This window comes from Wolbachia endosymbiont of Listronotus oregonensis (assembly GCF_031205055.1).
Taxonomy (GTDB): domain Bacteria; phylum Pseudomonadota; class Alphaproteobacteria; order Rickettsiales; family Anaplasmataceae; genus Wolbachia.
The window spans coordinates 497,206-519,909 of the sequence record NZ_CP102118.1 but is presented as its reverse complement, the minus strand read 5'-3'; the positions used below and the strand labels follow the sequence as shown (position 1 = coordinate 519,909).

The window sequence follows — 22,704 nt, the reverse complement described above, 5'->3', positions numbered from 1 at the left end:
TCCACTTAAAAAGCATTAATAATTATACATAATTCTAATGATCTTCATGAAAGGGCTTAGAATAGAATTTAATAGACAATCTGATTTTAATTGATATTAAACTGATCAGACTGAGAGTTGAAAATATGGCAATAATTCTTTTAGACACAAAAACTATAAATCGTATAGCAGCGGGAGAGGTAATAGAAAGGCCAGCGAGTGTAGTAAAGGAATTAGTAGAAAATGCAATAGATGCTGGAAGTTCAGAGATAGAGATCAAAATAGAAAGTGGTGGACGTCACCTTATAACTGTGACAGATGATGGAAATGGAATAGAAAAGGACGACTTAGAACTAGCATTTATGAGGCATGCCACTTCAAAATTAAGCGATAGTGAGTTAATAGAAATCAAGCACCTTGGGTTTAGGGGAGAAGCTTTACCTTCAATTGCAGCAGTAAGCAGAATGAAATTATCGTCTAAGGCAAGTGGAGCAAAGGAAGCATGGTCTATAAGGTATGAGGGAGGAGAAAAAATAGAGAGATTACCCCTTGTTCTTTGTTGCAAGGTACATATATTGAAGTTCGTGACTTATTTTTTGCTACACCAAATAGACTAAAGTTTCTAAAAACCGAAAGGGCAGAAACACAAAGTATTGTTGATATTGTGAATAACTTAGCGATGATTAATTATAGTATTGGGTTTACTCTCACTTCCGGTAATAAAAAGCTCTTAAAATATGTTAAACAAACTTCATTATTTAACAGATTATGTGAAATAGAAGAAGAATTTCAGAACAATTCGCTGGAAGTTAAAGAGGAAGAAGAAGGCATCAAACTTACGGGACACATCTGTAAACCAACTATTAGTCGTGGCAATTCAACTCAGATCTATACGTTTGTTAATGGAAGGCCAATAAAAGACAATCTACTTGTTGGTGCAATTAGATATGCGTATCACGATTTTATTCCAAACAATAGGTATCCTTTTGCAGTGTTGCATTTAGAAGTACCATATGACCAAGTAGATGTAAATGTGCATCCAAATAAATCGGAAGTAAGATTTCAGAATAAAAGGCTAATATATGAAATAGTGAGAAGAGGGATAATAAAAACACTATCAACGAGATTTGCAGCGGGTGATCAAGGTATTGAAGAGGAGCTAATTTTTAATGATAGTAAAAGCCAAGAGCAGGTTGATAGTCAAGAGAAAAAAGATCAAAAAGAGTTTTATGAAAAGAGACCAAGTCTTTTAGAAAATCGTCTAATGAAAGAATTCAATGCACCAGATGAAAGAAGGCAAAGCTTACCAGAAACTTTTAAGTATGGAGAATCCCCACCCCAAAAGGGAACGATGGTTTTAGAAAGGAAGCAAATTGATTTGGTAGAGGATCATCCCCTAGGATATGCACGTTGTCAGGTCCACAATACTTACATTATTGCTGAGGCTGGAGATAGGCTGATTATAGTAGATCAACATGCAGCCTATGAGAGGTTGATATACGAGTGCTTAAAGCAAAAATCAAGCATAAAAAGACAAAAACTTCTTCCTGAAACAGTTGAAATTAAAAACCAAGCTGGAATGGGGATGGTTAAAACTTATAAAGATGAGCTTTTTGAAATGGGTTTTGATATTGAAATACAATCAGAAGATAAAGTAACGATAAAAGAAATACCTGCAATCTTGGGAACAATAGATATAAAAGAGATGCTAGTTGATATAGTAGATAAGTTAATGGAAATGGAAGATACGTTGCCAATAGAGGATAAGGTGAATAAAATATCAGCCACAATCGCTTGCCATGGAGCAGGAAGAAAAATGAAATTGGAAGAGATGAATGAGATACTAAGACAAATTGAGAAAACTCCATATTCTGGTCATGAAAGACCAACTTATATAGAAATGAAACTAATTGATATAGAAAAATTGTTTGAAAGGAGATGAGTTCAGTTTGTCAAAAAGGTTCCCAATTAAGTATACGTAACAGCTCTTCTGGTTATGGAGTATAAAATGTGAAAAAGAGAATAAATGCTCTAATTTTTTAGATTACAAAGTAATAGGACAGGAAGTAAGAAATCGTAGGTTAGCAAAGGGATATACTCAAAAAGATTTAGCAAAAAAAATCGATACAACATATCAGGTAATACTGCAATATGAAAAAGGAACACGCAGAATTTCAATTAAGAAGTTATATGAATTAGCAGAAGCATTATCAACAACTGCTAGAGATCTAGCTTGCGGACAAGAAGTATCAAATGAGGAAAGGTATGAGGAAGAAGAGATTAGTAAGAAGACATAAAGAGATTAAGGACCAAGAATTACGTGAAACGTTTTATTTATTAACTAAATTCATCCGTATTAGTGAGGAAGAAAGTGGAAAGGCAGTAAAAGTAGAGGTGGCAAAGGGTTTAGTTAAGGAAGGAGTTTCTATCTCTCAAACGACCAGTTTATCTATTGATGAATATGATAATGATGAGAAAAAAATTTCTATTCCGTATAAAGTAGGTCAAAGAATAAAAGAATGGAGATTGATACGAGGATACACTCAAGAAGATTTAGCAAGCAAAGTGGGCGTAATAAATCAAAGAATATATGAATATGAACAAGGACGAGCTGCTGTTTCACTTGAAATGTTAGATGAAATAGCAAAGATGCTATTAATTAATATTACAGATCTGCTTCCAGAAACAAGAGAAAATGAGAATAGTGAAGTGGAACTATCAAGGTTAATAGAAGAATACAAAAAGATTAAAAGCCAAGAATTACGTCATGTACTAATAAAATCTCTGTTTGAAAGCATACAAGTTTGCAAAGAGAAAGTGAAGAGAGTAGAAAAGATGAAAATTGCAAAGAATTTAGTTAAGGAAGGAATTTCTATCAATATTATTTTAAAAACAGTGGGCATCTCTTTAGACGAAATTCAACAAATTTAAAATAAAAAATCATTATCTATTAATATCTTTACTTTTTAATGAAAAAATAAGTAAAAAAGATTGAAAAATTGATTTGACTTCACTCAAAAGCTATGGCCTTATGCCAATGCTGACAAAAAACAGCAGTAAATATATAAAAACATTTTGTTATTAGTGAAGGGTAATTTTTATGAATAATAAGGAAAACAGTAAAGATCGTAGAGAAGAAATAGAATTCAGAGCATTAGAAAGCAACGGTAAAGCACTACTTGATCGTGAAGTAATAGAAACGTTTCTAAGTGCAGTGCATGAAAGGGAAGAAGCTCGAATTATTGCTAGAAAGCTAATAGATAGTTTTGGAATAGGAGGAGTTTTAGGCCAGGAAATAGATGACTTGAAAACTATAGAAGGGATAACTGACTCTACAGTAGCAGTAATTTTATGCCTAAAGGAAGCTGCAAAGAGAGTACCAAGAGAAGAGTTAAAGAAAGGACCTGTAATGGATAACTTGGAAACCATAGTAAAATATTTGAGGGTGAGTATTGGTTATTCAGAGGAGGAAAAGATGAAAATAATATATTTTGATCAAAAGTGCCGTTTAAAGGGGGAAGAAGTGTTCACTGGTACAGTGGATAAGGTACCTTTTTACATAAGAGAAGTAACAAGAAAGGCATTAATAAGAAAAGCGACGTCAATAATAATATCGCACGATCAACCACCTTAATACCCCATTCAACAACCAAAAAGAGATTACAGTTACAGATCCAACTCATCCGCTATTTGGCAGAACTTTTCCTATATCCTTTATCAGTTCAAGAGCCCATTGTAGTAGTAATGTATTTGTTATTCATCGTAATAACATAATTCTGCGTATCCCGTTTCTTGCTACCAACTTAGCCAGTAAGCAAGATTTTCTCACAAGTAAATTAACATGGGATTCATTATACGAATTTGTTTCTTTAGCAAAGGAGTATAAATTATGCCATGTAAACCAAATAGAGTGTGGAAAAAAATGCCGCAATGTCTCAAATCAGAAATTTTAGAAAACATATTATTAGTGTCCAAAGAGGTCATCCATGAATACATCAGAGCTAATTACAGCACAACATTTAACACGCGAAGCGATAATTTACATAAGACAATCAACACCTCATCAAGCACTGAGCAATCAAGAAAGTTTGGAGTTACAGTATGCGCTGAAACAAAGAGCTATTGATCTTGGGTGGAAAGCTGATAATATTGTTGTTATTGATAATGATCTCGGCTTAACAGGTGCTAGTGCTGAAAAGCGTGAAGGGTATAAAGAGATTCTCGCTAAAGTCACTTTATCAAAGGTAGGGATTATCCTATCCTACGATGTGACTCGTTTGTCACGTAATTGTTCTGATTGGTATCCGTTATTGGATATATGTGGCTATAAACAGTGTTTGATAGCTGATCGGGATGGTGTGTATGACCCTGGTACTATTAATGGTCGGTTGTTACTTGGTCTGAAAGGACAGCTTGCTGAAATGGAGTTATCTACTATAAGAGCCAGACTAAATGCTGGACTAGTAAATAAGGCAACCAGAGGAGATTTAGCCTTATCTCTTCCAGTGGGTTTCGTTCGTAACATTGATGATTCCGTGAGTAAGGATCCTAACCTTGAAGTTCAGCAGCATATTAAGCTTGTTTTTGACACTTTTCTAGAAAAACGAACAGCAGCACAAGTTGTAAGGTATTTTAACAATAACCAACTTACCATTCCTAGGTATGACAATTTTAAAGAAGTGCATTGGAAAAAACCAACTTTTGACGCAATTATCTCAATGCTCAAAAACCCTGCTTATGCTGGAGCATTTGCTTATGGTCGTTCTTGTACTACGCGTCACAAACTATCTTCTGCTAATAAAACAACAAAAAGACTACCAATGGAAGAATGGAAAGTTCTAATTAAAGATAAATACCCAGCTTACATAGATTGGGAAACCTTTACAAAGATTCAGATCATACTTAAAGATAATCATGCGGATTACCGTCGCTGTAGAACACGTGGAATAGCTAGACCAGGTGCAGCATTATTACATGGAATAATCTATTGTGGAGAATGTGGACACAAAATGATAGTACAGTATAAAGGAGGAAATCATTATAAATGCAGTTACCAACATCAACGTGATCTTTCCCCTTCATGTCAGTTTTTACCTGCTGATATTATTGATAATGAAGTAATTCCTAAATTTTTTGCAGCACTTAGTCAAATTGAGCTAGATGCTTATACTAAGGCTATTAACTCGCAGCTACAATCTGAACAAGAAATTAATAAAGCTCATTTACAACAATTAGAACGCTTAAGATACCAAGTAAGATTGGCAGAACGACAATTTAATCAAGTTGATCCTGACAATCGTCTTGTAGCTGCAGAACTTGAAAGACGTTGGGAACAGGCATTGAATGAACTCAAGCAAGCGGAAATTACATTTGAACGTCAGTATCCAAGTAAACCTACTCCTCAATTATCCGAGGAACTGAAAACAATATTTTTAGATGTAGGTAAGAAACTACCAGAAATTTGGCATAAGTCAGTTCTGTCACGTCAGCAAAGAAAATCTTTTGTTCGTTGTCTGATTGATAAGGTAGTAGCACACCGAATCATGCGTGATTGCTTGCAGATACGTATTGTATGGCATGGTAGAGAAACTACCACTTTCCATGCTCCTATTCCAGTAAGCTCCTTTCGTGCATTGACTACTGCAACAGAAATGGAGCAATCGATAATAAAGTCAAGTAAAGAGGGTAAAACGGATATAGAAATTGCCAAGTACTTAGAAACACAAGGGTATCGTTCTCCCTCACAATCAAAGAATATTGTTTTAGAAAATACAGTAAAAAATATTCGGTTAAAAAATAATATTATGCGAAAAAAGGAGCAATCACACCCCATTAAAGTGCCTGGCTACCTTACTATTTCACAAGTTGCAAAAATCCTTGAAGTTTCCAGGCAGTGGCTTTACGATAGAATAAGGAGAGATAAAATAAAAATACAAAAAGACTATAGCAAAACCAGAGGCAAGTATTTATTTGAAGATAGACCAGAAACTGTTAGAACCCTTATGGATTTTAAAAATGGTAAACTCAACAACCCAAATTTTTTATAGGAGTATCAATATGTATAATCGCATAACCACCCAGAAGGAAGGTTAAAGCCATCTGATGAGGATGAAGCTGTAACTAAAGACTTGGCTAAAGCTTGTCAGACTATAGGGATTAGGTTGCTGGATCACATTATCATCACAAGTGTTGGGTATTTTAGCTTTAAAGAGCAAGGACTGTTATAAAGCAGATGTTTGAAGATTTTCATGAGTTGTTTAACTACTTGAATGAAGAAAGTATTTGCAATTACATTAATCATTGCTTATAATTAATGAGAAAGTATATATTGAATTAATAATAAAGTAATAAAGTCGGTTATAGACTTAGTAAAGTATATTTAATAGCGGAGGCTAATATGGTTAATAAAATAATTGTACCTTTTGATGATCAAGAAGGAGGTACTTACGAGTTAAACATTGATCTTGATAGATTATCAAAAGGTGAGGTGTTAAATGCTATTGTAGGAATTGGTCGTACTAAGGAGCAATCCACCTTTGTAAGCAAAATTAATAAGGCTAAAAAGCCTGAAGAAATAGCACCTTTCCCTGGTAGAGAAGTTCGCGAAAACAAAATCAACTATGGGAAAGGATTTGACTATGTTTATGGCACAAAACCTGTAAGTGATCAAGAAGATAAAAATCCATTTGCTTCAGCTTTGAAAAAAATAAAGCCAAGTGCAGAAAAGTTGAGCTGGTTTAAGAGTGCTGTGGTAAGAGCAAAAAGTCCAAATGAACTGCACAAGGTTGTAGACGAAGCACTAGCTGCTGGAGCAAGGCTAAATGCATGTAATGATGGAGAGTGGAGCCTCGCGGAATATGTGATACTGGGCACACATTTTCATAAATTTGATAAGGCTGATCGTAAAAAGCTAATACGTAAATTAATGCTAAACGGTGCAGAGTTTCATGATACTTTATTGGAGAATAAATTGATAGGTGAAATCTATAATGAGCTACAACCAGAAGTTCAGCCACATATAGATGAGAGACTAGAAGAACTAGAGAAAGCTGGCGAAAGTGCTGTGCAAGAAGGAGAATTAATAGATGTTGAAATAGATAATACAACATCGTATATAGAATTTTCTGGGGATAGCAAGGTAGAGGTAGCCAAAATACTGGAAGCAAAAAGAGAGCTAGGAAGTAATATTTTAAAAATTGGCAATGATGCAGTTGAGGTTAAAAGTGAGAAGGGAGGTATAAGAAACTATATCGATATGTCAGATGGAAGCTCTATTATATTAGAATTTCCTACAAGCATTGGTAAGCTAGATATTATATTGTACCACGATGTAAAAAAATATGATCAAGTACAAGTGAGAGTAGAAAATAAGGAAATGTGGTCTAAATTACAAGAAAGAGGCGAAGAAATAGGAAAAAATTGTCTTTTTGCTGGAGTAAAACTTAAAGAAGCAGTAGAAAAGGGAAGTTTTATGAGATGTGGCATATGGAATAGCAAGCAGCTTATGAAGGAGGTTGATAGCCCAAGTGAAAAATTGTCTTCATGGGTAGATAAAGTACGTGAAAATAGTAAAGAAACTTTTAGGGGGCTTTAATTCATTTATTTTAAGGTTCCAGAGTCTACCATTATATCTGGAGCCTTTGAGCTATAGTAGAAAATATTATATGTATGGTTCTTTGTATGGAAAAAAGTCTAGACTGTGAGGTAGGGCAAAAAGTAAAAAATTGGAGGTTAGAGCGAGGTTATACTCAGAAGGATTTAGCGGAGAAGGTTGGTGTAAAGTACTGGGCAATACTGCAATATGAAAAAGGGAGTCGTAAAATTCCAATTAAGAAATTATATGCTATAGCAGAAGCATTATCAGTAAATGTTAAAGGTCTAGTTTGTGGAGAGACGCTACCAAATGAAAAAAGATATTTTGAAGATGAAGAAATATTAAATTTAGTAAAGGGTTATAAAGATAAAGAATTAAGCGAGGTATTTTATTTATTAACCAAATTTATTCGTTTGAGTGAGGAAAGAAGCAGAAAAGCGGTAAAAATAGAAGTAGCAAGGGGTTTGATGAAAGTAGGAGTTTCTGCTCATGTTATCTCTCGAACAACTAACTTATCTATTGGTGAGTATGAGGAGAACAAAATTCCGGTTCCATACAAAGTAGGGCAAAGGATAAAAGAGTGGAGATTGATACGAGGATATACACAAAAAGATTTAGCGAATAAAGTTGGCATAACAAATCAAGGAATATACGAATATGAACAAGGGAGAGCTGCTGTCTCACTTGAAATGTTAGATGAAATAGCAAAGGTATTATCAATCAGTATCATAGATCTACTTCCCGAATCAGATGAGGATAGTGAAGCGGAAGAAAAGCTATCAAAGTTGATAGAAGAATACAAAAAGATTGAGAGTCGGGAATTACGCGATATGCTAATCAAGTCTTTATTTGAAGGTATACATGTTTATAGAGAAAAGGTCAGAGAGGAAAAGAAGATTGAAGTTGCAAGGAATTTAGTGAAAGAAGGAATTTCTGTTGATATTATCTTGCAAACGACAGGCTTATCAAATTATATGATTGAGAAATTTTTGTGATTTCATAAAAACTTAGCCAATAGTGGATTTTTTTGTGATAGAATATATGTTTGCTTCTGTAGGAAAAACAGCTTTTAGAGGATTTATCTATGATAATTCAGAGCATATTGGCTCAGTAAGCTACGAGCTGGGGAAAAAAATAGAAGGTTGTAGGATAGTACAAGGGTATACTCAGGCAAAATTAGCAAGCAAAATTGGTTTAACATATAAGGAAATACATAACTTTGAACTAGGGTGCAAGGCTATTACAATCAAAGAATCGTATATAATAGCAGGAGCATTGTCAGTTAATGTTATAGATCTACTTCCAGGACCAACAGTACTAAGAGAAAACAGTTGGTATGAAGATGAGGATAAAGAAATAGTCTATCTAACAAAAATACATAGAGAAATTAAGGATCAGGAATTACGCAAGAAGCTGTATCCATTAGTAAGGTTTGTATATATTAGCGAGAAAATTAGCCAAGAAGAAGCGAAAATAGAAGTAGCAAAGAATCTAGTGAAAGAAGGAGTTTCAGTTGATATTATTTCCCAAGTGACTCGCTTATCTACTTATGAATATGATGATATAGAGAAAGAAATTTGTACTGATTCTATACTCTACAAAGTGGGGAAAAGGATAAAAGAGCAGAGATTAATACGGGAATACACTCAGGAGGACTTGGCAAATAAAATCGGTTCAACACCTAAAGAAATACACGACTATGAACGAGGATATACAGACATTCCAATTGAAATATTATATAAGATAGCAAAGACATTATCAGTTAACATTAAAGCTCTTGGACTAACAGAATATGAAAATGAGCCAGTTTTTGGGTTTATAGGTAAATGCGAAAAAATTGAGGATCAAGAATTACTGGATACGGTAGCCAGATCTTTATCTGAAGGAATGCAAACTGGTAAAGAAAAGGTTAAAAAAGCAGAGAAAATCAAGATTGCAAAAGATCTAGTGAAGGAAGGTGTTGCTATTGATATTATTGTGCGAGCAAGTGGCCTAACTGCTGATGAGTTGGGTGAGTGTGAAAATTGAATGTGTTTAAGATATAAGTAAAGTTAGTTAATGATTTAACCAGCAGAATTTGCTAACCAACTTTTTTGGCTCAGTTGAATTTTGCTTGGTATAAATTAAGATATGAAATCGCAAAGTTTATCTATTAATTTCTGGTTGTCCTCTATCATTGCATTTGCCTCTTGCTGAAGAGATTTGATATTTTTGAGTGTAATATTGTCCATCTCAGTCGATGCTACTTTCAATTGCGATTGTATTCTTATATATTTATCGTCTATTACTTGTTCTAGTTGATAATCAACGCAATCCAATCCAGAGGCAAACATCACATTCAGTAGTGGCTTGATCCACCCTATTTTGCCAAATTTCCTTGAGTTAGCATACTTTATACTTCTATCTGTTCCACCAGTGCCTATTGATAGCAGTATAATCTCATCATTTGGAAATAACCTCTTACCACTTGCATATGCACAAGCCGCTGGATTATTTGCAAACACTCCACCATCTATCAATACTCTCTCTGTTTGGCTAATTTTCAGACGTTTTGGTGTGAAGTACGTTGGAGCAGCTGTTGTAGCTCTGAGTGCATCTTTCAACTTAATGTTTTTTTCTTTCCAACTTTTGAAGAAAAATTCACAACTATTGTGAATGTCATAACTGGTGAGTAGTAGATTACTCGCAACATCGGCCATAGTACTTTCACCAAAGTATTTGTTGAGAATAAATTCCATATTTCTATATGAGTACTGAGAACCACTCAGCCAAGAAGCAATTGATTTTCTCCAAAATGATGATTGAAAGATATATGCTCCATACTCTTGGTAAAGTTCAACCAAATCATTGGCAGAGTATTGAAGTTTATTGCTTTTACAAAGTCCAGCAACAATAATCCCACCGGTTGAGGTTCCTGCCATTAAATCAAAAATCTGGGAAATTGGCTTTTTTGTCCTAGATTCAATTTCTGCTAGAATAATGGCAGGTATTATCCCTCTAATGCCACCTCCATCTACAGATAAAATGTACTTTGTCACTGTAAAATTTATTTGTGTTTGTGAATAGCTTCAAGTTCGTTGACTTCTTCAGTGAGGTTTTTCACTCTCTCTTCAAGTCGATAGACTATTTCGATTAGTTCTTGGTTTTTTTCTACAAATTTATCATGGATATGTACACGTAGGTCGAGTTTTGCCAACCACCAGATTAACCCTACAGTCTGTACAACTATTGTTATTATTACCGCTATTGGGATTTTTTGCTTTTTCATGTGAAAATATTAACTTGTTATGGATAGTTTTGGAAATTTATATGCAGATTATAGAAAACTTACAGCTTTAGTGATTACTTTTTGTTGATTCGTATCGGTCCTCTGCTTCTGCAAGTAGCTTAATGATTTCATCATAAGGTTTGTCCTTATTATGCCGTGATCTTAATACAGCAATTTTCCTTGGTGTTTTTCCATCTGTATCTCTAATGGTAGGGTCTGAACCTTTGTCTAATAAAAATCTAATTATCTCCAATTTGCCTTCATATGTAGCTGCATGTAAAGGTGTCCATCTTTCATATTTCGTAGCATTTATATCAACTCCTTTTTCTACTAGGAATTTTACAACCTCTGCACATCCCTCTTCTGCAGCATAATGTAGTGCTGTTAATTTAGGGATCTGCACATTAATATCTAATAGATTTTCTACTAAGAATTTTACAGTCTCTAAGTTACAATTTTGAGAAGCAATGTGTAATATCGTTTTATAATTATCTGCAGCCTTTGCCTTCATGTAGGAATAGGTAGCAATAATACATACTATTACTGTTATAAGCCACCAAAAATGCAGCTTGTTTTTTGTATCTTGACCCAATTTATCCATATTCAACATCTTTTTAATATTAAATAGATCATTTACTCATTTTTTATTAACATTACTTACTTAAAGATGCTGACAACATAGTAAGGTAACCTGAGCTATTTAAAGTATGCTCCGCTCTATTAACTATCCATTCACCATCTACCGCTTGGTTAAAGTCTATAAGATTAAGTTTAGCTTCTGCAAAAATTTGAGGATTACCAGGCATAGTTATATCTAAAGCTTCATTGTTACGCTTCAATTGTTTCAACTTGGCATTTGCTGCACTCAGCGCTGACTCTGCATTAGAGTAAAGTTCCAGCATAATATAACTTGGCTCGCTACTACCAACTGTTTCTTTAATAGTTTCGCCCTTTTCATAGCTATGCCACTTTGCCACTACTGAATTATACTTATCACGTACGGTAAAATGTACTTTCCAGTTAATTGTATCTTGAGGTCTAATAGTCGTTGTTCCTAAAGCTTTTCCTGTGGCTGATTTTGCCATATTCTTTGAAATAAACAATATATACCCACCAGCTAATTTTGCCATTGCTTCACGCTCTGTTGCGATCTTTGTTAACAGACTTATATCACTTTCATCTGCCTGATTAATATGGGGTATCAATACATTCTTAAATTCCTTAGCGACTTTGTATCCATATCCATGTTTTTGGGCTATTTCTTTTACTAAGTTTTCTATGGTAATTTGGCGCCATTCTTTTGATACTTTTGCCTTCAAAGATATTCTTAAATTTGTTGCATGAGCTTTGATTAGTAGAGTCTTAGGTGGACCCTGTATAGTCACTTCGTTGACTGTATATATACCCATTGGAAAGATTCCAAATTCCTTATAACCTAGTGCTATGTTCAATTCATTCGGAATATCTATGTCTTCATCCCTGTAATTAACACACACTTCAACTACATGTTGTGATTCTGGGGAATGAGTGTGCAGTGCTTGGCTACGTCAAGTTAGATAGGATTTAAAACGTATTTTTTTGTTTTGTGGAATCGAAAAAGTTTCACCAGTGAGGGGATTGCGTGCAATAAGTGGTTTAAGGTTTACTGGATAAAAATGACCAATGTTAGGGAGACGAAAGTATTGATTTTCTTCCAGAAGTTGTAACTTGTTTTTTAAAGTATGGATAATATGGTTAAATATTATGGAAAGTGTTTTCGATATTAAGAACATCTTTATTTTTGATCAGTTCTGCAATGATCTCTTGCTTACTCATAAGCTACCTAAATAAAGGAAATTAAAGCAACTTGAAAGAAAAGACAAATGAAAAATTTATTACCACCAAACGCAACAAAGCAAGAGCGAGCACTGGTTGATGCAATCGATTACAAAGTTGATCCAAGTTGCATCAGGGGATTTAAATTTAGTCTTAAAGATGAAATACTGCCGTGGATAATAGAAGAATATGGTTTAGAAGAGATACTGCGTTGGGTAAAAAATAAAAGAAGAGCTATAGTAGAAGGAGTAAAATTTCAAAGACTGCGAGGAACACCTGCTTCACTCAAAATAGCTCTCAAATGGGCAAATATAGAAGATATTACAATTATCGAAGAACCACCTGGTAAACATTTTTTTGAACTGCAGATAGGGATAAAAGATGTTCCAAATGACTTTTTTGTAGATGCGGTTGTAGAGCTTGCAAAACTATCATTACCAGCAAGATCAAGGCTAATGAGGATTTTTAATGACTACTATAACGTTGATAGGTTTATATTAGATGAAAGTATATTCGGCAGCTTATTATCAGACTATTCAGGTAGAAAAGTTGAAAAAGATGGACCAGTGTTATCGTTTGGAAGAATAAATTTTTTCAGTTCTAGAGGTCCGTTAGTAGAGATTGTAGACAACTATTTAAGAGAGCATTATGAACAAACATTTAGTAATGACATATATCGATTAGATGTAGCAGTACTTGGAGAAACAGAGCCTCACACAAAGGATTACAAAGGCATCTATGAAAGGAGTCATCAGTGGTACAATTTAAAAGCACTATATCCATTACCACAAAGTTTATTACCAGAAATAAAGTTTGCGAAAGCGCAAGTTATATTATCGGACAGTTGGAGCTTAGGAGAAATAAACGCATGTTTTCCAGTAAGTAGTGTAGAGGAAAGAGGGAATAAATTTGTATTGGGAAGCGATAAACTTTCAGGGCAACATTGGAGTTTAAAACACAAGCCAATTTTAGAAAGATTCAGCATTATCCATCGTTACAAATTAGAAAATTATACAGATCAGAAGGTCAGAAAATATGTTTTAGCAGAACACAACGTTTACTATAAAAATGACTCAGATTCAGAGCAAAAAGACTCAATACACGAATTAGAAAAGCACATTTTAGTATTTTATCCAGGAGTACTGAAGTGGCACGAACATCGACATTTGCACAGAAGTTGGAAAAATAGTCAAGTAATATGTATAATAAGCTAAGTACTTATATTTAGATCCTCATATATTATATTAATAATAGGTAAAAGTGTATGAAATAAAAAGAAAAAGACTTGCTTTCTTATGCTAAAACGGACATGACTTGAATAGCGGCAGGTAAATATAAGAAATTTGTCTGGCGCTAGAAAAGCTAATTTTGTGAGGTATGAAATGAGTTTTAGCAAGAGTAAGTTTTTTAAAGAAGTATCAAGTAACGGGTTTAAAAACATTAATAAAAGAAATGAAGAAGGAGAGACGATCTTGCATCAAGCAGTAGAAATCTCTGATTATAAAACAGTGAGGTTATTAAAAAAAAAAGGAGCAGATGTTAATGCAAGAGATAAAAATGGTTATACACCTCTGCACTGTGCAGTATTTGCAAAAAGTTTAGAAAATGTAAAAGTGCTGCTAAGAGAAGGAGCAGAAGTAAATGCCACTCAATATGTCACTGGATGTACGCCACTGCACTCTGCGTGCAAAATAGGAGGAGCAGGAGTTGAAATAATAAAAGAGCTGGTAAAGGCCGGAGCTGAAGTTAATCAACTGAATAAGTACGGTGCAACACCAATGTACTATATCTGGGAAAGTGAAAAGTATCGTCTATGTGATAGCAAAGAGAGTGAAAAGGCGAGTAAATTTTTGAGAGAAAAAGGAGGAATAACAAAAAGTAGAGAACTGACGTGCTATGGAATAGAGGGGCTAGTGGGAGAAATAGCAGACATGTTGAATGGAAGCTACATGCCGGAGCTAAAAATAATAGAGATAGGAGAAATAAGGAGGAGAGACAAATCGCTAATAAAGAAAGAATGTCAAAATTTAGCAAGCAAGATAATCAGCCAAGTGAATGCAATGATAGATGAGGTGGTAAAAAGGAAGGCTTAGGTTTAAAGAAAAGGTGGGGTAAGTTATGGTAAAGCTGGGTAAAAAAGAGGAGTCACTATTAGAGAACTCGTTTAAAAATATTTATGAAAGAGACGAAAAAGGAAGAACAGCTCTACATTATGCAGTAGAGGTAAAAACAGTGAGGTTATTAATCGAAAAAGGAGTAGATGTGAATGCAGCAGATGTAAGAGGACATACAGCACTGCATCTAGCGATAACGGAGAAACGTCTAGAAACAGTTAGAGAATTGATAAAATCAGGAGGGAATGTAAATGCTGAAGAGTATGGCAATAAATGCACTCCGCTGCATCTTGCATGTATGGTAGGAGAAAAAGAAATAGTGGAGGAGCTAGTAAAAGCAGGGGCTGAAATAGAGCAAGCAGATAAATTTGGAATAACAGCGATGGATTATGCGAAAAATAGCAAAGAAATAGCCGAGGTATTAAAGAAAGAAACAGAGAAAATGGAAAGTTTGTTAAAAAAATAAGAGTCGTATCAGAAAGCGCAACAGCAGTTGGTAAAGGAAGGGCTAGACCAAATTTGAAGGCTGTAGCTGATAAAAGTTGGTCTTTTTCATAAGAGTAAATGGATTGATGGAAAAAAGGAGTGGTAAGGCTCCTTGCACTACAAAAACATTTGCAGGAGAAACTATGAGAAAAAGAACATTAACTTGCCGATACGAGCCAGATGAATTAGCGGAACAACATCTAGCAGACGCCTATGAGCTGTTACTAAGGTATGCGGTAAAAAGAAACAATGAAAAGGAGATAAAGAAAAATGATAACAGTGGCCTTATATGCAAGAGTTTCATCGAAGAGTCAAGCGCAGAACAATACAATAGAGAGTCAAATTGCCGAGCTCAAGCATAGAATTGCTGCAGATAAGCATGAGTTATTGAATGAGTATGAATTTAAGGATGATGGGCTTAGTGGGTGGAGTTTAGAACGTGAAGGTTTAGATGCATTACGTGATAAAGTAGGAGAAGATCAAATTGATAAAATTTATATTCATTCACCTGACCGACTATCAAGAAAATCTGCACATCAAATGATATTACTTGATGAATTTGAAAAAGCAGGAGTAGAAGTAATATTCTTAAATCATAAGACTGAAAATAATCCAGAGTCTAAATTGTTATTGGGAATGCAAGGATTAGTGGCAGAATATGAGTGTACAAAGATTATGGAACGTAGTCGTAGGGGAAAACTCCATAGAGCAAAAAAAGGCTGTGTAAGTGTAATTGGCATTGCACCTTTTGGTTATAATCGTATAAAGCATGTAGATAGAGAAAAGACAAAGTTTGAAATAAATGAAGAGGAAGCAAAAATAGTAAAGCAGATATTCATGTGGGTAGGGCAAGAGAGAATAAGTATAAGGGAAGTGATACGTAGACTAAGAGATAAGTCAATTAGAACAAGAACTGGAAAGAAGGTGTGGTGTCCAATAATAATTTGGAAGGTGTTAAGAAATCCAGCATATAAAGGACAAGCAGCGTTTGGTAAATTAAAGAGGGTTGAAAAAGAGAAAGAAATAAACAAAAGGTTTCTATCTGTCGCACAGATGAGGACAGCTGGATTTATATACCAGTACCAAAAATAGTTGATGAAGGGTTATTTAATAAAGTACAAAAGCAACTGGATGAAAATAGAAAAAGAGCAAGGATGCAGAGAGAGGGAGGAAAAAAGAAATATCTATTACAAGGTCTAGTTGTGTGTCAAAACTGTGGATATGCGTATAGTGGTGCACAATGTGGAGTTGAGGGAAAAAAGTTTAGCTATTATCGCTGTAGTAGTACTATACGTATTACTGATGGTAGGGAGAAGTGTACTAATAAATTGGTCCGTACAGATATGTTAGAAACAGCTATATGGGAAAAGATGAAAAATTTACTAAAAAACCCAGAGATAATAAAAAATGAGTATCACCGTAGAATTGCAGAAAATAAAAATGATGAATCATCAGATAAGAAGCTTGCAAGAAGGGAAAATCAAATAAAACAAGGCATCGAAAAGTTAATGGAAGACTATTATAGTCAAGAAAATGTAGGAGATAAAGGATATATAAGTGAGGAAGAATTAAACAGACGATGAAAAGAATGAGGGAACGCTTAAGAGGGATAGAAGAAGAGAAGAAAAAGGTAGTTGATCAAAAAGCAATAGAGAAGGGAATGAACCTTATCATCAACAGTATAAAGAGTCTTTATTCCAGTGTAAAATCTAATTTGGAACAGCTAGATTGGCAAACTAAGCGTGGCATCATTAAAGCATTAGTAGAACGAATTCAGATTGGTTATGACCAGGTAGAAGTGGCGTTTAGAATCGAAGAACCAGCACAGGATGGAGAGATTTTTAATTTGCAACATTGTACTGGACGTCATGATAAGGGGGCTGGCGGAGTTTGTAAAGCAATTTTTTAGCCCTGTCTCCTTGCTATAATGTTCATATCGATAGAAAAGCAAAAGAATAGAATGAAATATCAAGTGATATCCTCTATAATTAAATTTTTTGAATGAAGAGATGACGATTCGTGTAGGAATTAATGGTCTGGGTAGAATAGGCAGAGGCGTATTGCGTGCTATTTTCGAAATAGAAGAATATAGCAAACAAATAGAAGTTGTAGCTGTGAATGGATCGCTCAGTGCAAAGCAGCATGCACATTTGATTAAATATGATTCTGTTCATGGCAAATTCAGTGGTGATATTGACTTTAATGAGTCTCAAAATTGGCTATCTATAAATGGCAGAAAATTTTCTTTATATAGAGAACGGAGCCCTGAAAATATTCCTTGGAATGTTGATGTAATACTTGAATGTACTGGTGCATTTAACAAGCGTGAAGAAGCAATAAGGCACAATGCAGAGAAAGTGATTGTCTCTGCTCCAGTTCCAGATGCTGATGTAACTATAGTTTATGGTGTGAATAATGATATGCTCAAAAAAGAGCATAAAGTAATATCAGCAGGTTCTTGCACTACAAATTGCCTTGCTCCGATTGTGAAAGTCCTACACTCTAATCTAGGTATAAAAAGTGGCTTTATGACTACTATACATGCCTATACGAATGATCAAAATGTTCTTGATGGCAATCATAGAGACTTATGCAGAGCAAGGGCTTGCGGATTATCTATGGTGCCAACTACAACCGGGGCAGCAAAAACAATCGGTTCTGTAATTCCTGAATTAAAGGGAAAGCTAGATGGCACTGCCGTCAGAGTTCCAGTTAGCAATGTTTCTATGGTTGATTTTAAATTTACGACTGATAAGAAAGCGACCGTTAAAGAAATAAATGAAATGTTTAAGGATGCAGCTCTCTCCTCTACGTCATTCCAGCGCGTGACGCTGGAATCTAATTTCTGGATCCCAGTGTCAGCTACTCGGATGACATCAGAGGGTACTAGGATGACAGAGGGTTCTCCAATGTCAAATGTACTTTCTATATGCACGGAACCTTTAGTTTCAATAGACTTTGTGCATAACCCTTATAGCGCAATTGTGGATTCAACTGGTACATATGTTACAGGCGACATCTGTAGAGTTGCAGCGTGGTATGACAATGAGTGGGCTTTTTCGCTGAGAATGTTAGACATAGCATTATTGAGCCATAGTAAAGTATGAATGGAAACCCAAACAAATATGCTTCATTTTGTGAGCACTTTGCGGAACTCAGAAAAAGAGTTATCTTTTGCTTTCTATTTTTTTGCGTTACTTTTGGTTTTTGTTACTACTTTAAGGAAAATATATACCGTTTTTTACTTGCACCTTTAATAGAAGCAACAAAAGATAGCGAAGGTTTTTCTTTAATTTACACAGACTTAACAGAGGCATTTTTTGTGTATCTTAGAGTCGCAATAATGAGCGCACTTTTGTTTTCTTTTCCTGTGTTTGCATGGCAATTCTATATGTTCTTAGCACCTGGGTTATATAAAAGTGAAAGGGCAGTGTTGTTGCCATACTTAATTGCAACCCCGGTTTTATTTGTAACGGGAGCTACTGTAGTCTATTACTATATATTTCCTTTAGCCTGGAAGTTTTTTATCAACTTCGAACACAGTGGTAAATCCTTCGATATACCGATAGAGTTTATGCCATCAGTTAGCGAATATTTAGACCTCGTTCTCCAATTTATGTTTGCATTTGGCACTGCATTTCAAATTCCAGTAATACTCACATTGATGGTGAGAGTAGGGTTACTCACTACACAAAGTTTGTCAAATAAACGCAGAATCGCGATAGTGGTAATTTTTATTATCGCTGCAATCTTAACTCCACCTGATGTATTAAGCCAAGTAGGGCTTGCAATACCAATGCTGATTCTATATGAATTGTCCATTTTGATATGTAGGTATATTGAGAAGAAGGCAAAGGTTTGAATAAATATGTATTTGTAACGTTCTTTTTCGAGCACAAGCACCTTTCTCTTGTTTGAGTGTGTGTGATAATTCCTAATAAGACTTTTTGTATTTGATTTTTTACATAAAACATGCAATAATTAAACTTAGTAGACTTATGGGAGTAATTGTATGTTTGGTTTAACAGAAGAACAAAGGAAATTATATGATCGGTTACAGAACGCAATAAAAGATCATGGTAACGTTGCTGAAATTCTACAAGGAGTTTCAAAAGATGATTTACTAGCAGTTCTTAGTGCTCGTGGTACAACCATAGAGTTCAAAAATGGTGAAAGATATACTAAAAAACTATTTTACTATAGTAGAGTTATTAAGAATCAAGAAGGCTTGAAAGTTATTTCTGATGAGATGACAAAGAAAGATATATCACTTGATGAAATATTAAATGCTGAGATTATAAATATTGAATTCCCCAACGTTGTAAAATTTGATGGGACGCCGCCTGAAGACAAGCAAATGCTTTTTGATGAACTTGGGGATTTTGTCGAGAGTTTTGTCGAGAGTTTTGTCGAGAGTTTTGTCGAGAGTTTTGCCAAGGGTTTTGCCAAGGGTTTTGCCAAAGGTTTTAATGATAAAATGAAAGAGAAACATGAGATAGAAACTAAACAAGTAACTAATAAAGCAATAGGAATTGGTATCACTTGTGGTGTTATAGCTGCATTGGCAGTCGGTGTTGGATGTGGTGTTGCCGGTGTTCAATTATCAGTATTAGCTATAGTTGGCATAGCTGTAGCTGCTGCGCTGGCAGTCGGGATTGTTGCTGGCGTTATTACATATGCAGTATTAAAACCTAGTGGTAGACTAGAAGAAGCTCACGCACAAGAAGAAAAAGAAAAGGTACCTGCTTAGAAATTCGCCATATAGTTAAGTTAAAAACAGTAGAAGGAAGAAGCCTTCTTCCTTGTCTTTTACCGAAATACCAATTTTCTTATTTAAGCATATATTGAGGTTATTCACGGCATTGTGAATAACTTGGTTGATAACCCAGTGGAATACATAGTTTACGCGTTATGAGTACTTTGGAGATCTATAATAAGTATGATCTCCAAATACTAATATATAATACTTAAAGAGATACTTTAACACTTTCTCTTAAGTACTAATCTGGAGGTTCGACAAGTTGCTGTTTAAAAGGTTGGGAAGTAGTTTTATTAGCATTGAAAATTACATAATATACATTATGGAAAATAAAATCACATAATATAAGAAGCAACGCTAAAAATAAAATCACATAATATAGCGAACTATAGCTAACCTAAGAAAGGTTTTCCTACGTCATACCGCCGCGGTATCTCTCAGCCGCTAACAAGTAGCGGGATGACGAGCTTATCGTCATCCCGCCGCGAACCGTCATACCGCGATTCATTCGCGGTATCTCGGCATAGATTCCGCTAACTAGTAGCGGGATGACGAATTTGTCGTTTTTCAAATTGTCGGTAAATCTAAGTCAGTTTAGCTATATAAAACATAGTATAAAAAGAGCTATTTCAGCAAAATTTTAAACAAATAAAGTTCATTAGCTTCACAATTGGCACTTTATGAGAAAAGTACATTTGATATACAGATTTAAAATACAAGTTAACGAATTATTATGATTTTTACCAAGATAATAATATAGTAAGGTTTGGTAGTGAGGTATCAAAATGGGAAAATACACTAACGCATGGTTTTATAAGAAAGATAATCACGATTGTGCAAACGATGGTACTTGCGGGCAATCTATAACGGATTTTAGGATTGGTGATTCTAAAATTTCTTTCCACGATAACCATGGAAGAACGATTGCACAAATACCTAAGTTGCCTCACGGAAACTCTTTTACATACTATAATAATTTATATAAAACTGCACAATCAAGAAACTTTGGTGAGAATACAAAATACGTAGGAGTACAAGATGTGCTGCCTAATCAATTTAATTTTGAATACGGAAAGTTGAATTGCGTAATACATTATGACAATGTATCGCAACAAGAACAGGAGCAAATGAAGCTCGATATTAAAAATGCTTATGAAGCATATAAAGCAAAGTTTTGTATTGCTAGTAATATTCAAGTTACTGTGCATACCTATATTTTTAATAATGGAGATGATTATAGGAGATATGGCACTTTGGTTCCTGGGTTTTCACGGAGTCAATCTTCGCTCAATATTTCTGGTGGGATGACGAACGGAGAAAGCGTATTGCTCTATAAAGACGCTTATACGGACAACGTTTTAGCCCATGAATTCGGTCATGTGTTTCAATTTAAGCTTTCCGAAGCAAAAGTAGAGGAGTTAGACCGTATAAATAATCAGCTGATGGCAAATGCAATTGGACTTGAAGTAGAAGAAAAAAATTATAAAGCTATTTGCAAGCAGATGGGTGTAGATGAATATAAAGACCATGGATCGATGTTTCAATTTAAATATAAAGATACAACTGGTAGTATATACCGCAAGGATCTTTCAGAAGAAGAGAAATTTCAAATTATACAACGTGTCAAGAATTCTGGACTAGATGAATATGAAGACCGTGGATCGATGTTTCAATTTAAATATAAAGGTACACTTTATAAATATCACAAGAACCTTTCAGAAGAAGAAAAATTTAAAGCTATACAAAGTGTCAAGAATATTCATGAACTAGTAGATGAATATAAAGACCATGGATCGATGTTTAGTTTTAAATACAAAGGTACAACTGGTAGTATATACCGCAAGGATCTTTCAGAAGAAGAAAAATTTCAAATTATACAACGTGTCAAGAATTCTGGACTAGATGAATATGAAGACCGTGGATCGATGTTTCAATTTAAATATAAAGATACAACTGGTAGTATATACCGCAAGGATCTTTCAGAAGAAGAAAAATTTCAAATTATACAACGTGTCAAGAATTCTGGACTAGATGAATATGAAGACCGTGGATCGATGTTTCAATTTAAATATAAAGGTACACTTTATAAATATCACAAGAACCTTTCAGAAGAAGAAAAATTTAAAGCTATACAAAATGTCAAGAATATTCATGAACTAGTAGATGAATATAAAGACCATGGATCGATGTTTAGTTTTAAATACAAAGGCACCACTTATAACGTAAAATGCGAGTACTTTTCAGAAAAAGAAAAACTTCAATTTATCAAAGACATTAAGAACTCTCATGAATCGCTCATTAGTGAATGTGATGGATTAAATGAGGGGCCATTAAGTCAGAATGCAACTGTAGTAATTTCTATTGATGAAAATAAGGAGATAAGTCGAATGTATTTTCATAATCCAGACAAGAATATGTCCGAATGGTTAGATAAGACACTTATAAGCAGAAGTAAGTCTGAAGAAGATGTGGATGACACAGATCCAAAACCAGGAAAAGAGCCTGAACCAGAATCAGGAAAAGAATCCAAAGAGGATATAAGCAGAAGTAAACCTGAACAAGAGGTGGAAAAATCAAATGAAGTAGAGCAAAGTAATGTAGATGTAGAAGAGGAAAAAAGTAACCAGCAAGACACTCAGCAACCCAGTAATTTCTTAGGGAGTGTTAAATAAACTGTGTCAAACCGCAT

General features: G+C 34.6%; 22 protein-coding genes and 3 pseudogenes. 19 read left to right on the top strand and 6 right to left on the bottom strand.

The genetic code is table 11. The features are described 5' to 3' along the window. Window positions 1-125: 125 nt before the first annotated feature. From mutL to wmk (NMD99_RS02665), 8 genes and pseudogenes are all read left to right on the top strand, one after another. Window positions 126-1,921, top strand: a pseudogene (gene mutL / locus NMD99_RS02700) (DNA mismatch repair endonuclease MutL). A 61-nt stretch (window positions 1,922-1,982) separates the two neighbouring features. Next, window positions 1,983-2,910, top strand: a pseudogene (wmk, locus tag NMD99_RS02695) (WO male-killing family protein Wmk). A gap of 169 nt (window positions 2,911-3,079) precedes the next feature. Further along, entirely contained in the window at window positions 3,080-3,613 is a 534-nt protein-coding gene (locus NMD99_RS02690) for a JAB domain-containing protein (protein ID WP_309166693.1), read from the top strand. A 352-nt stretch (window positions 3,614-3,965) separates the two neighbouring features. Beyond that, window positions 3,966-6,026, top strand: coding sequence for a recombinase family protein (locus tag NMD99_RS02685; RefSeq protein WP_309165575.1), 2,061 nt, complete (start codon window positions 3,966-3,968; stop codon window positions 6,024-6,026). 18 nt (window positions 6,027-6,044) lie between these two features. Then, window positions 6,045-6,206: pseudogene (locus NMD99_RS02680) on the top strand (JAB domain-containing protein); the annotation flags it as partial. Between the two features lie 170 nt (window positions 6,207-6,376). Beyond that, window positions 6,377-7,573 carry a hypothetical protein gene (locus NMD99_RS02675; protein WP_213863739.1) on the top strand — a complete coding sequence of 399 codons (1,197 nt, stop codon included), beginning with the start codon at window positions 6,377-6,379 and terminating at the stop codon, window positions 7,571-7,573. A gap of 86 nt (window positions 7,574-7,659) precedes the next feature. Beyond that, window positions 7,660-8,568, top strand: coding sequence for a WO male-killing family protein Wmk (gene wmk, locus NMD99_RS02670; protein WP_006013992.1), 909 nt, complete (start codon window positions 7,660-7,662; stop codon window positions 8,566-8,568). 46 nt (window positions 8,569-8,614) lie between these two features. Then, on the top strand, window positions 8,615-9,601 hold the full coding sequence (gene wmk, locus NMD99_RS02665) for a WO male-killing family protein Wmk (protein WP_226079678.1): 987 nt from the start codon (window positions 8,615-8,617) through the stop codon (window positions 9,599-9,601). Between the two features lie 95 nt (window positions 9,602-9,696). On the opposite strand, the gene NMD99_RS02660 is transcribed toward wmk (NMD99_RS02665), so the two are convergent. The 5 genes from NMD99_RS02660 to NMD99_RS07950 all read right to left on the bottom strand — a co-directional run bounded on the left by NMD99_RS02660 (window position 9,697) and on the right by NMD99_RS07950 (window position 12,613). Then, the gene (locus NMD99_RS02660) at window positions 9,697-10,611 is read right to left on the bottom strand and encodes a patatin-like phospholipase family protein (RefSeq protein ID WP_019236454.1); all 915 of its coding nucleotides are present in this window, start codon (window positions 10,609-10,611) and stop codon (window positions 9,697-9,699) included. A gap of 8 nt (window positions 10,612-10,619) precedes the next feature. Beyond that, window positions 10,620-10,841, bottom strand: coding sequence for a hypothetical protein (locus NMD99_RS02655; RefSeq protein ID WP_108783956.1), 222 nt, complete (start codon window positions 10,839-10,841; stop codon window positions 10,620-10,622). Window positions 10,842-10,908: 67 nt separating this feature from the next. Then, window positions 10,909-11,442: an ankyrin repeat domain-containing protein gene (locus tag NMD99_RS02650; RefSeq protein ID WP_309166683.1), complete on the bottom strand. Its 534-nt coding sequence runs from the start codon at window positions 11,440-11,442 to the stop codon at window positions 10,909-10,911. Window positions 11,443-11,494: 52 nt separating this feature from the next. Then, window positions 11,495-12,337, bottom strand: coding sequence for a contractile injection system protein, VgrG/Pvc8 family (locus NMD99_RS02645; RefSeq protein ID WP_309166681.1), 843 nt, complete (start codon window positions 12,335-12,337; stop codon window positions 11,495-11,497). 51 nt (window positions 12,338-12,388) lie between these two features. Then, window positions 12,389-12,613 (bottom strand): HU family DNA-binding protein, encoded by a 225-nt coding sequence (locus NMD99_RS07950; protein WP_353276161.1) that lies wholly within the window; start codon window positions 12,611-12,613, stop codon window positions 12,389-12,391. A gap of 90 nt (window positions 12,614-12,703) precedes the next feature. Here NMD99_RS07950 and NMD99_RS02640 point away from each other — a divergent pair, with 90 nt between their 5' ends. The 10 genes from NMD99_RS02640 to NMD99_RS02595 all read left to right on the top strand — a co-directional run bounded on the left by NMD99_RS02640 (window position 12,704) and on the right by NMD99_RS02595 (window position 20,006). After that, window positions 12,704-13,870, top strand: a complete 1,167-nt coding sequence (locus tag NMD99_RS02640; protein ID WP_264687799.1) for a phage tail protein — start codon at window positions 12,704-12,706, stop codon at window positions 13,868-13,870. A 168-nt stretch (window positions 13,871-14,038) separates the two neighbouring features. Then, window positions 14,039-14,749: an ankyrin repeat domain-containing protein gene (locus tag NMD99_RS02635; protein ID WP_309166679.1), complete on the top strand. Its 711-nt coding sequence runs from the start codon at window positions 14,039-14,041 to the stop codon at window positions 14,747-14,749. 25 nt (window positions 14,750-14,774) lie between these two features. Further along, complete coding sequence (locus NMD99_RS02630; RefSeq protein WP_182182953.1) at window positions 14,775-15,236, top strand: ankyrin repeat domain-containing protein; 462 nt, start codon at window positions 14,775-14,777, stop codon at window positions 15,234-15,236. Window positions 15,237-15,342: 106 nt separating this feature from the next. Next, a complete protein-coding gene (locus NMD99_RS02625) occupies window positions 15,343-15,618 on the top strand; it encodes a hypothetical protein (protein ID WP_017532679.1) in 276 nt (91 codons plus the stop codon). Beyond that, window positions 15,536-16,348: a recombinase family protein gene (locus tag NMD99_RS02620; RefSeq protein ID WP_309166667.1), complete on the top strand. Its 813-nt coding sequence runs from the start codon at window positions 15,536-15,538 to the stop codon at window positions 16,346-16,348. The genes NMD99_RS02625 and NMD99_RS02620 overlap by 83 nt, the downstream gene beginning before the upstream one ends. A gap of 62 nt (window positions 16,349-16,410) precedes the next feature. Continuing rightward, window positions 16,411-16,839: a recombinase zinc ribbon domain-containing protein gene (locus NMD99_RS02615; RefSeq protein ID WP_309166666.1), complete on the top strand. Its 429-nt coding sequence runs from the start codon at window positions 16,411-16,413 to the stop codon at window positions 16,837-16,839. Beyond that, window positions 16,836-17,165, top strand: a complete 330-nt coding sequence (locus tag NMD99_RS02610; protein ID WP_309166664.1) for a hypothetical protein — start codon at window positions 16,836-16,838, stop codon at window positions 17,163-17,165. The genes NMD99_RS02615 and NMD99_RS02610 overlap by 4 nt, the downstream gene beginning before the upstream one ends. A 100-nt stretch (window positions 17,166-17,265) precedes the next feature. Beyond that, window positions 17,266-18,363, top strand: a complete 1,098-nt coding sequence (locus NMD99_RS02605) for a type I glyceraldehyde-3-phosphate dehydrogenase (protein WP_253309060.1) — start codon at window positions 17,266-17,268, stop codon at window positions 18,361-18,363. Continuing rightward, on the top strand, window positions 18,360-19,118 hold the full coding sequence (gene tatC / locus NMD99_RS02600) for a twin-arginine translocase subunit TatC (protein ID WP_253309061.1): 759 nt from the start codon (window positions 18,360-18,362) through the stop codon (window positions 19,116-19,118). The genes NMD99_RS02605 and tatC overlap by 4 nt, the downstream gene beginning before the upstream one ends. Before the next feature lie 150 nt (window positions 19,119-19,268). After that, entirely contained in the window at window positions 19,269-20,006 is a 738-nt protein-coding gene (locus tag NMD99_RS02595) for a hypothetical protein (protein WP_309166663.1), read from the top strand. A gap of 421 nt (window positions 20,007-20,427) precedes the next feature. On the opposite strand, the gene NMD99_RS02590 is transcribed toward NMD99_RS02595, so the two are convergent. Next, window positions 20,428-20,586 carry a hypothetical protein gene (locus tag NMD99_RS02590; RefSeq protein ID WP_309166661.1) on the bottom strand — a complete coding sequence of 53 codons (159 nt, stop codon included), beginning with the start codon at window positions 20,584-20,586 and terminating at the stop codon, window positions 20,428-20,430. Window positions 20,587-20,800: 214 nt separating this feature from the next. On the opposite strand from NMD99_RS02590, the gene NMD99_RS02585 reads away from it, so the two are divergent. Continuing rightward, window positions 20,801-22,687: a hypothetical protein gene (locus NMD99_RS02585; protein ID WP_309166659.1), complete on the top strand. Its 1,887-nt coding sequence runs from the start codon at window positions 20,801-20,803 to the stop codon at window positions 22,685-22,687. Window positions 22,688-22,704: the final 17 nt, after the last annotated feature.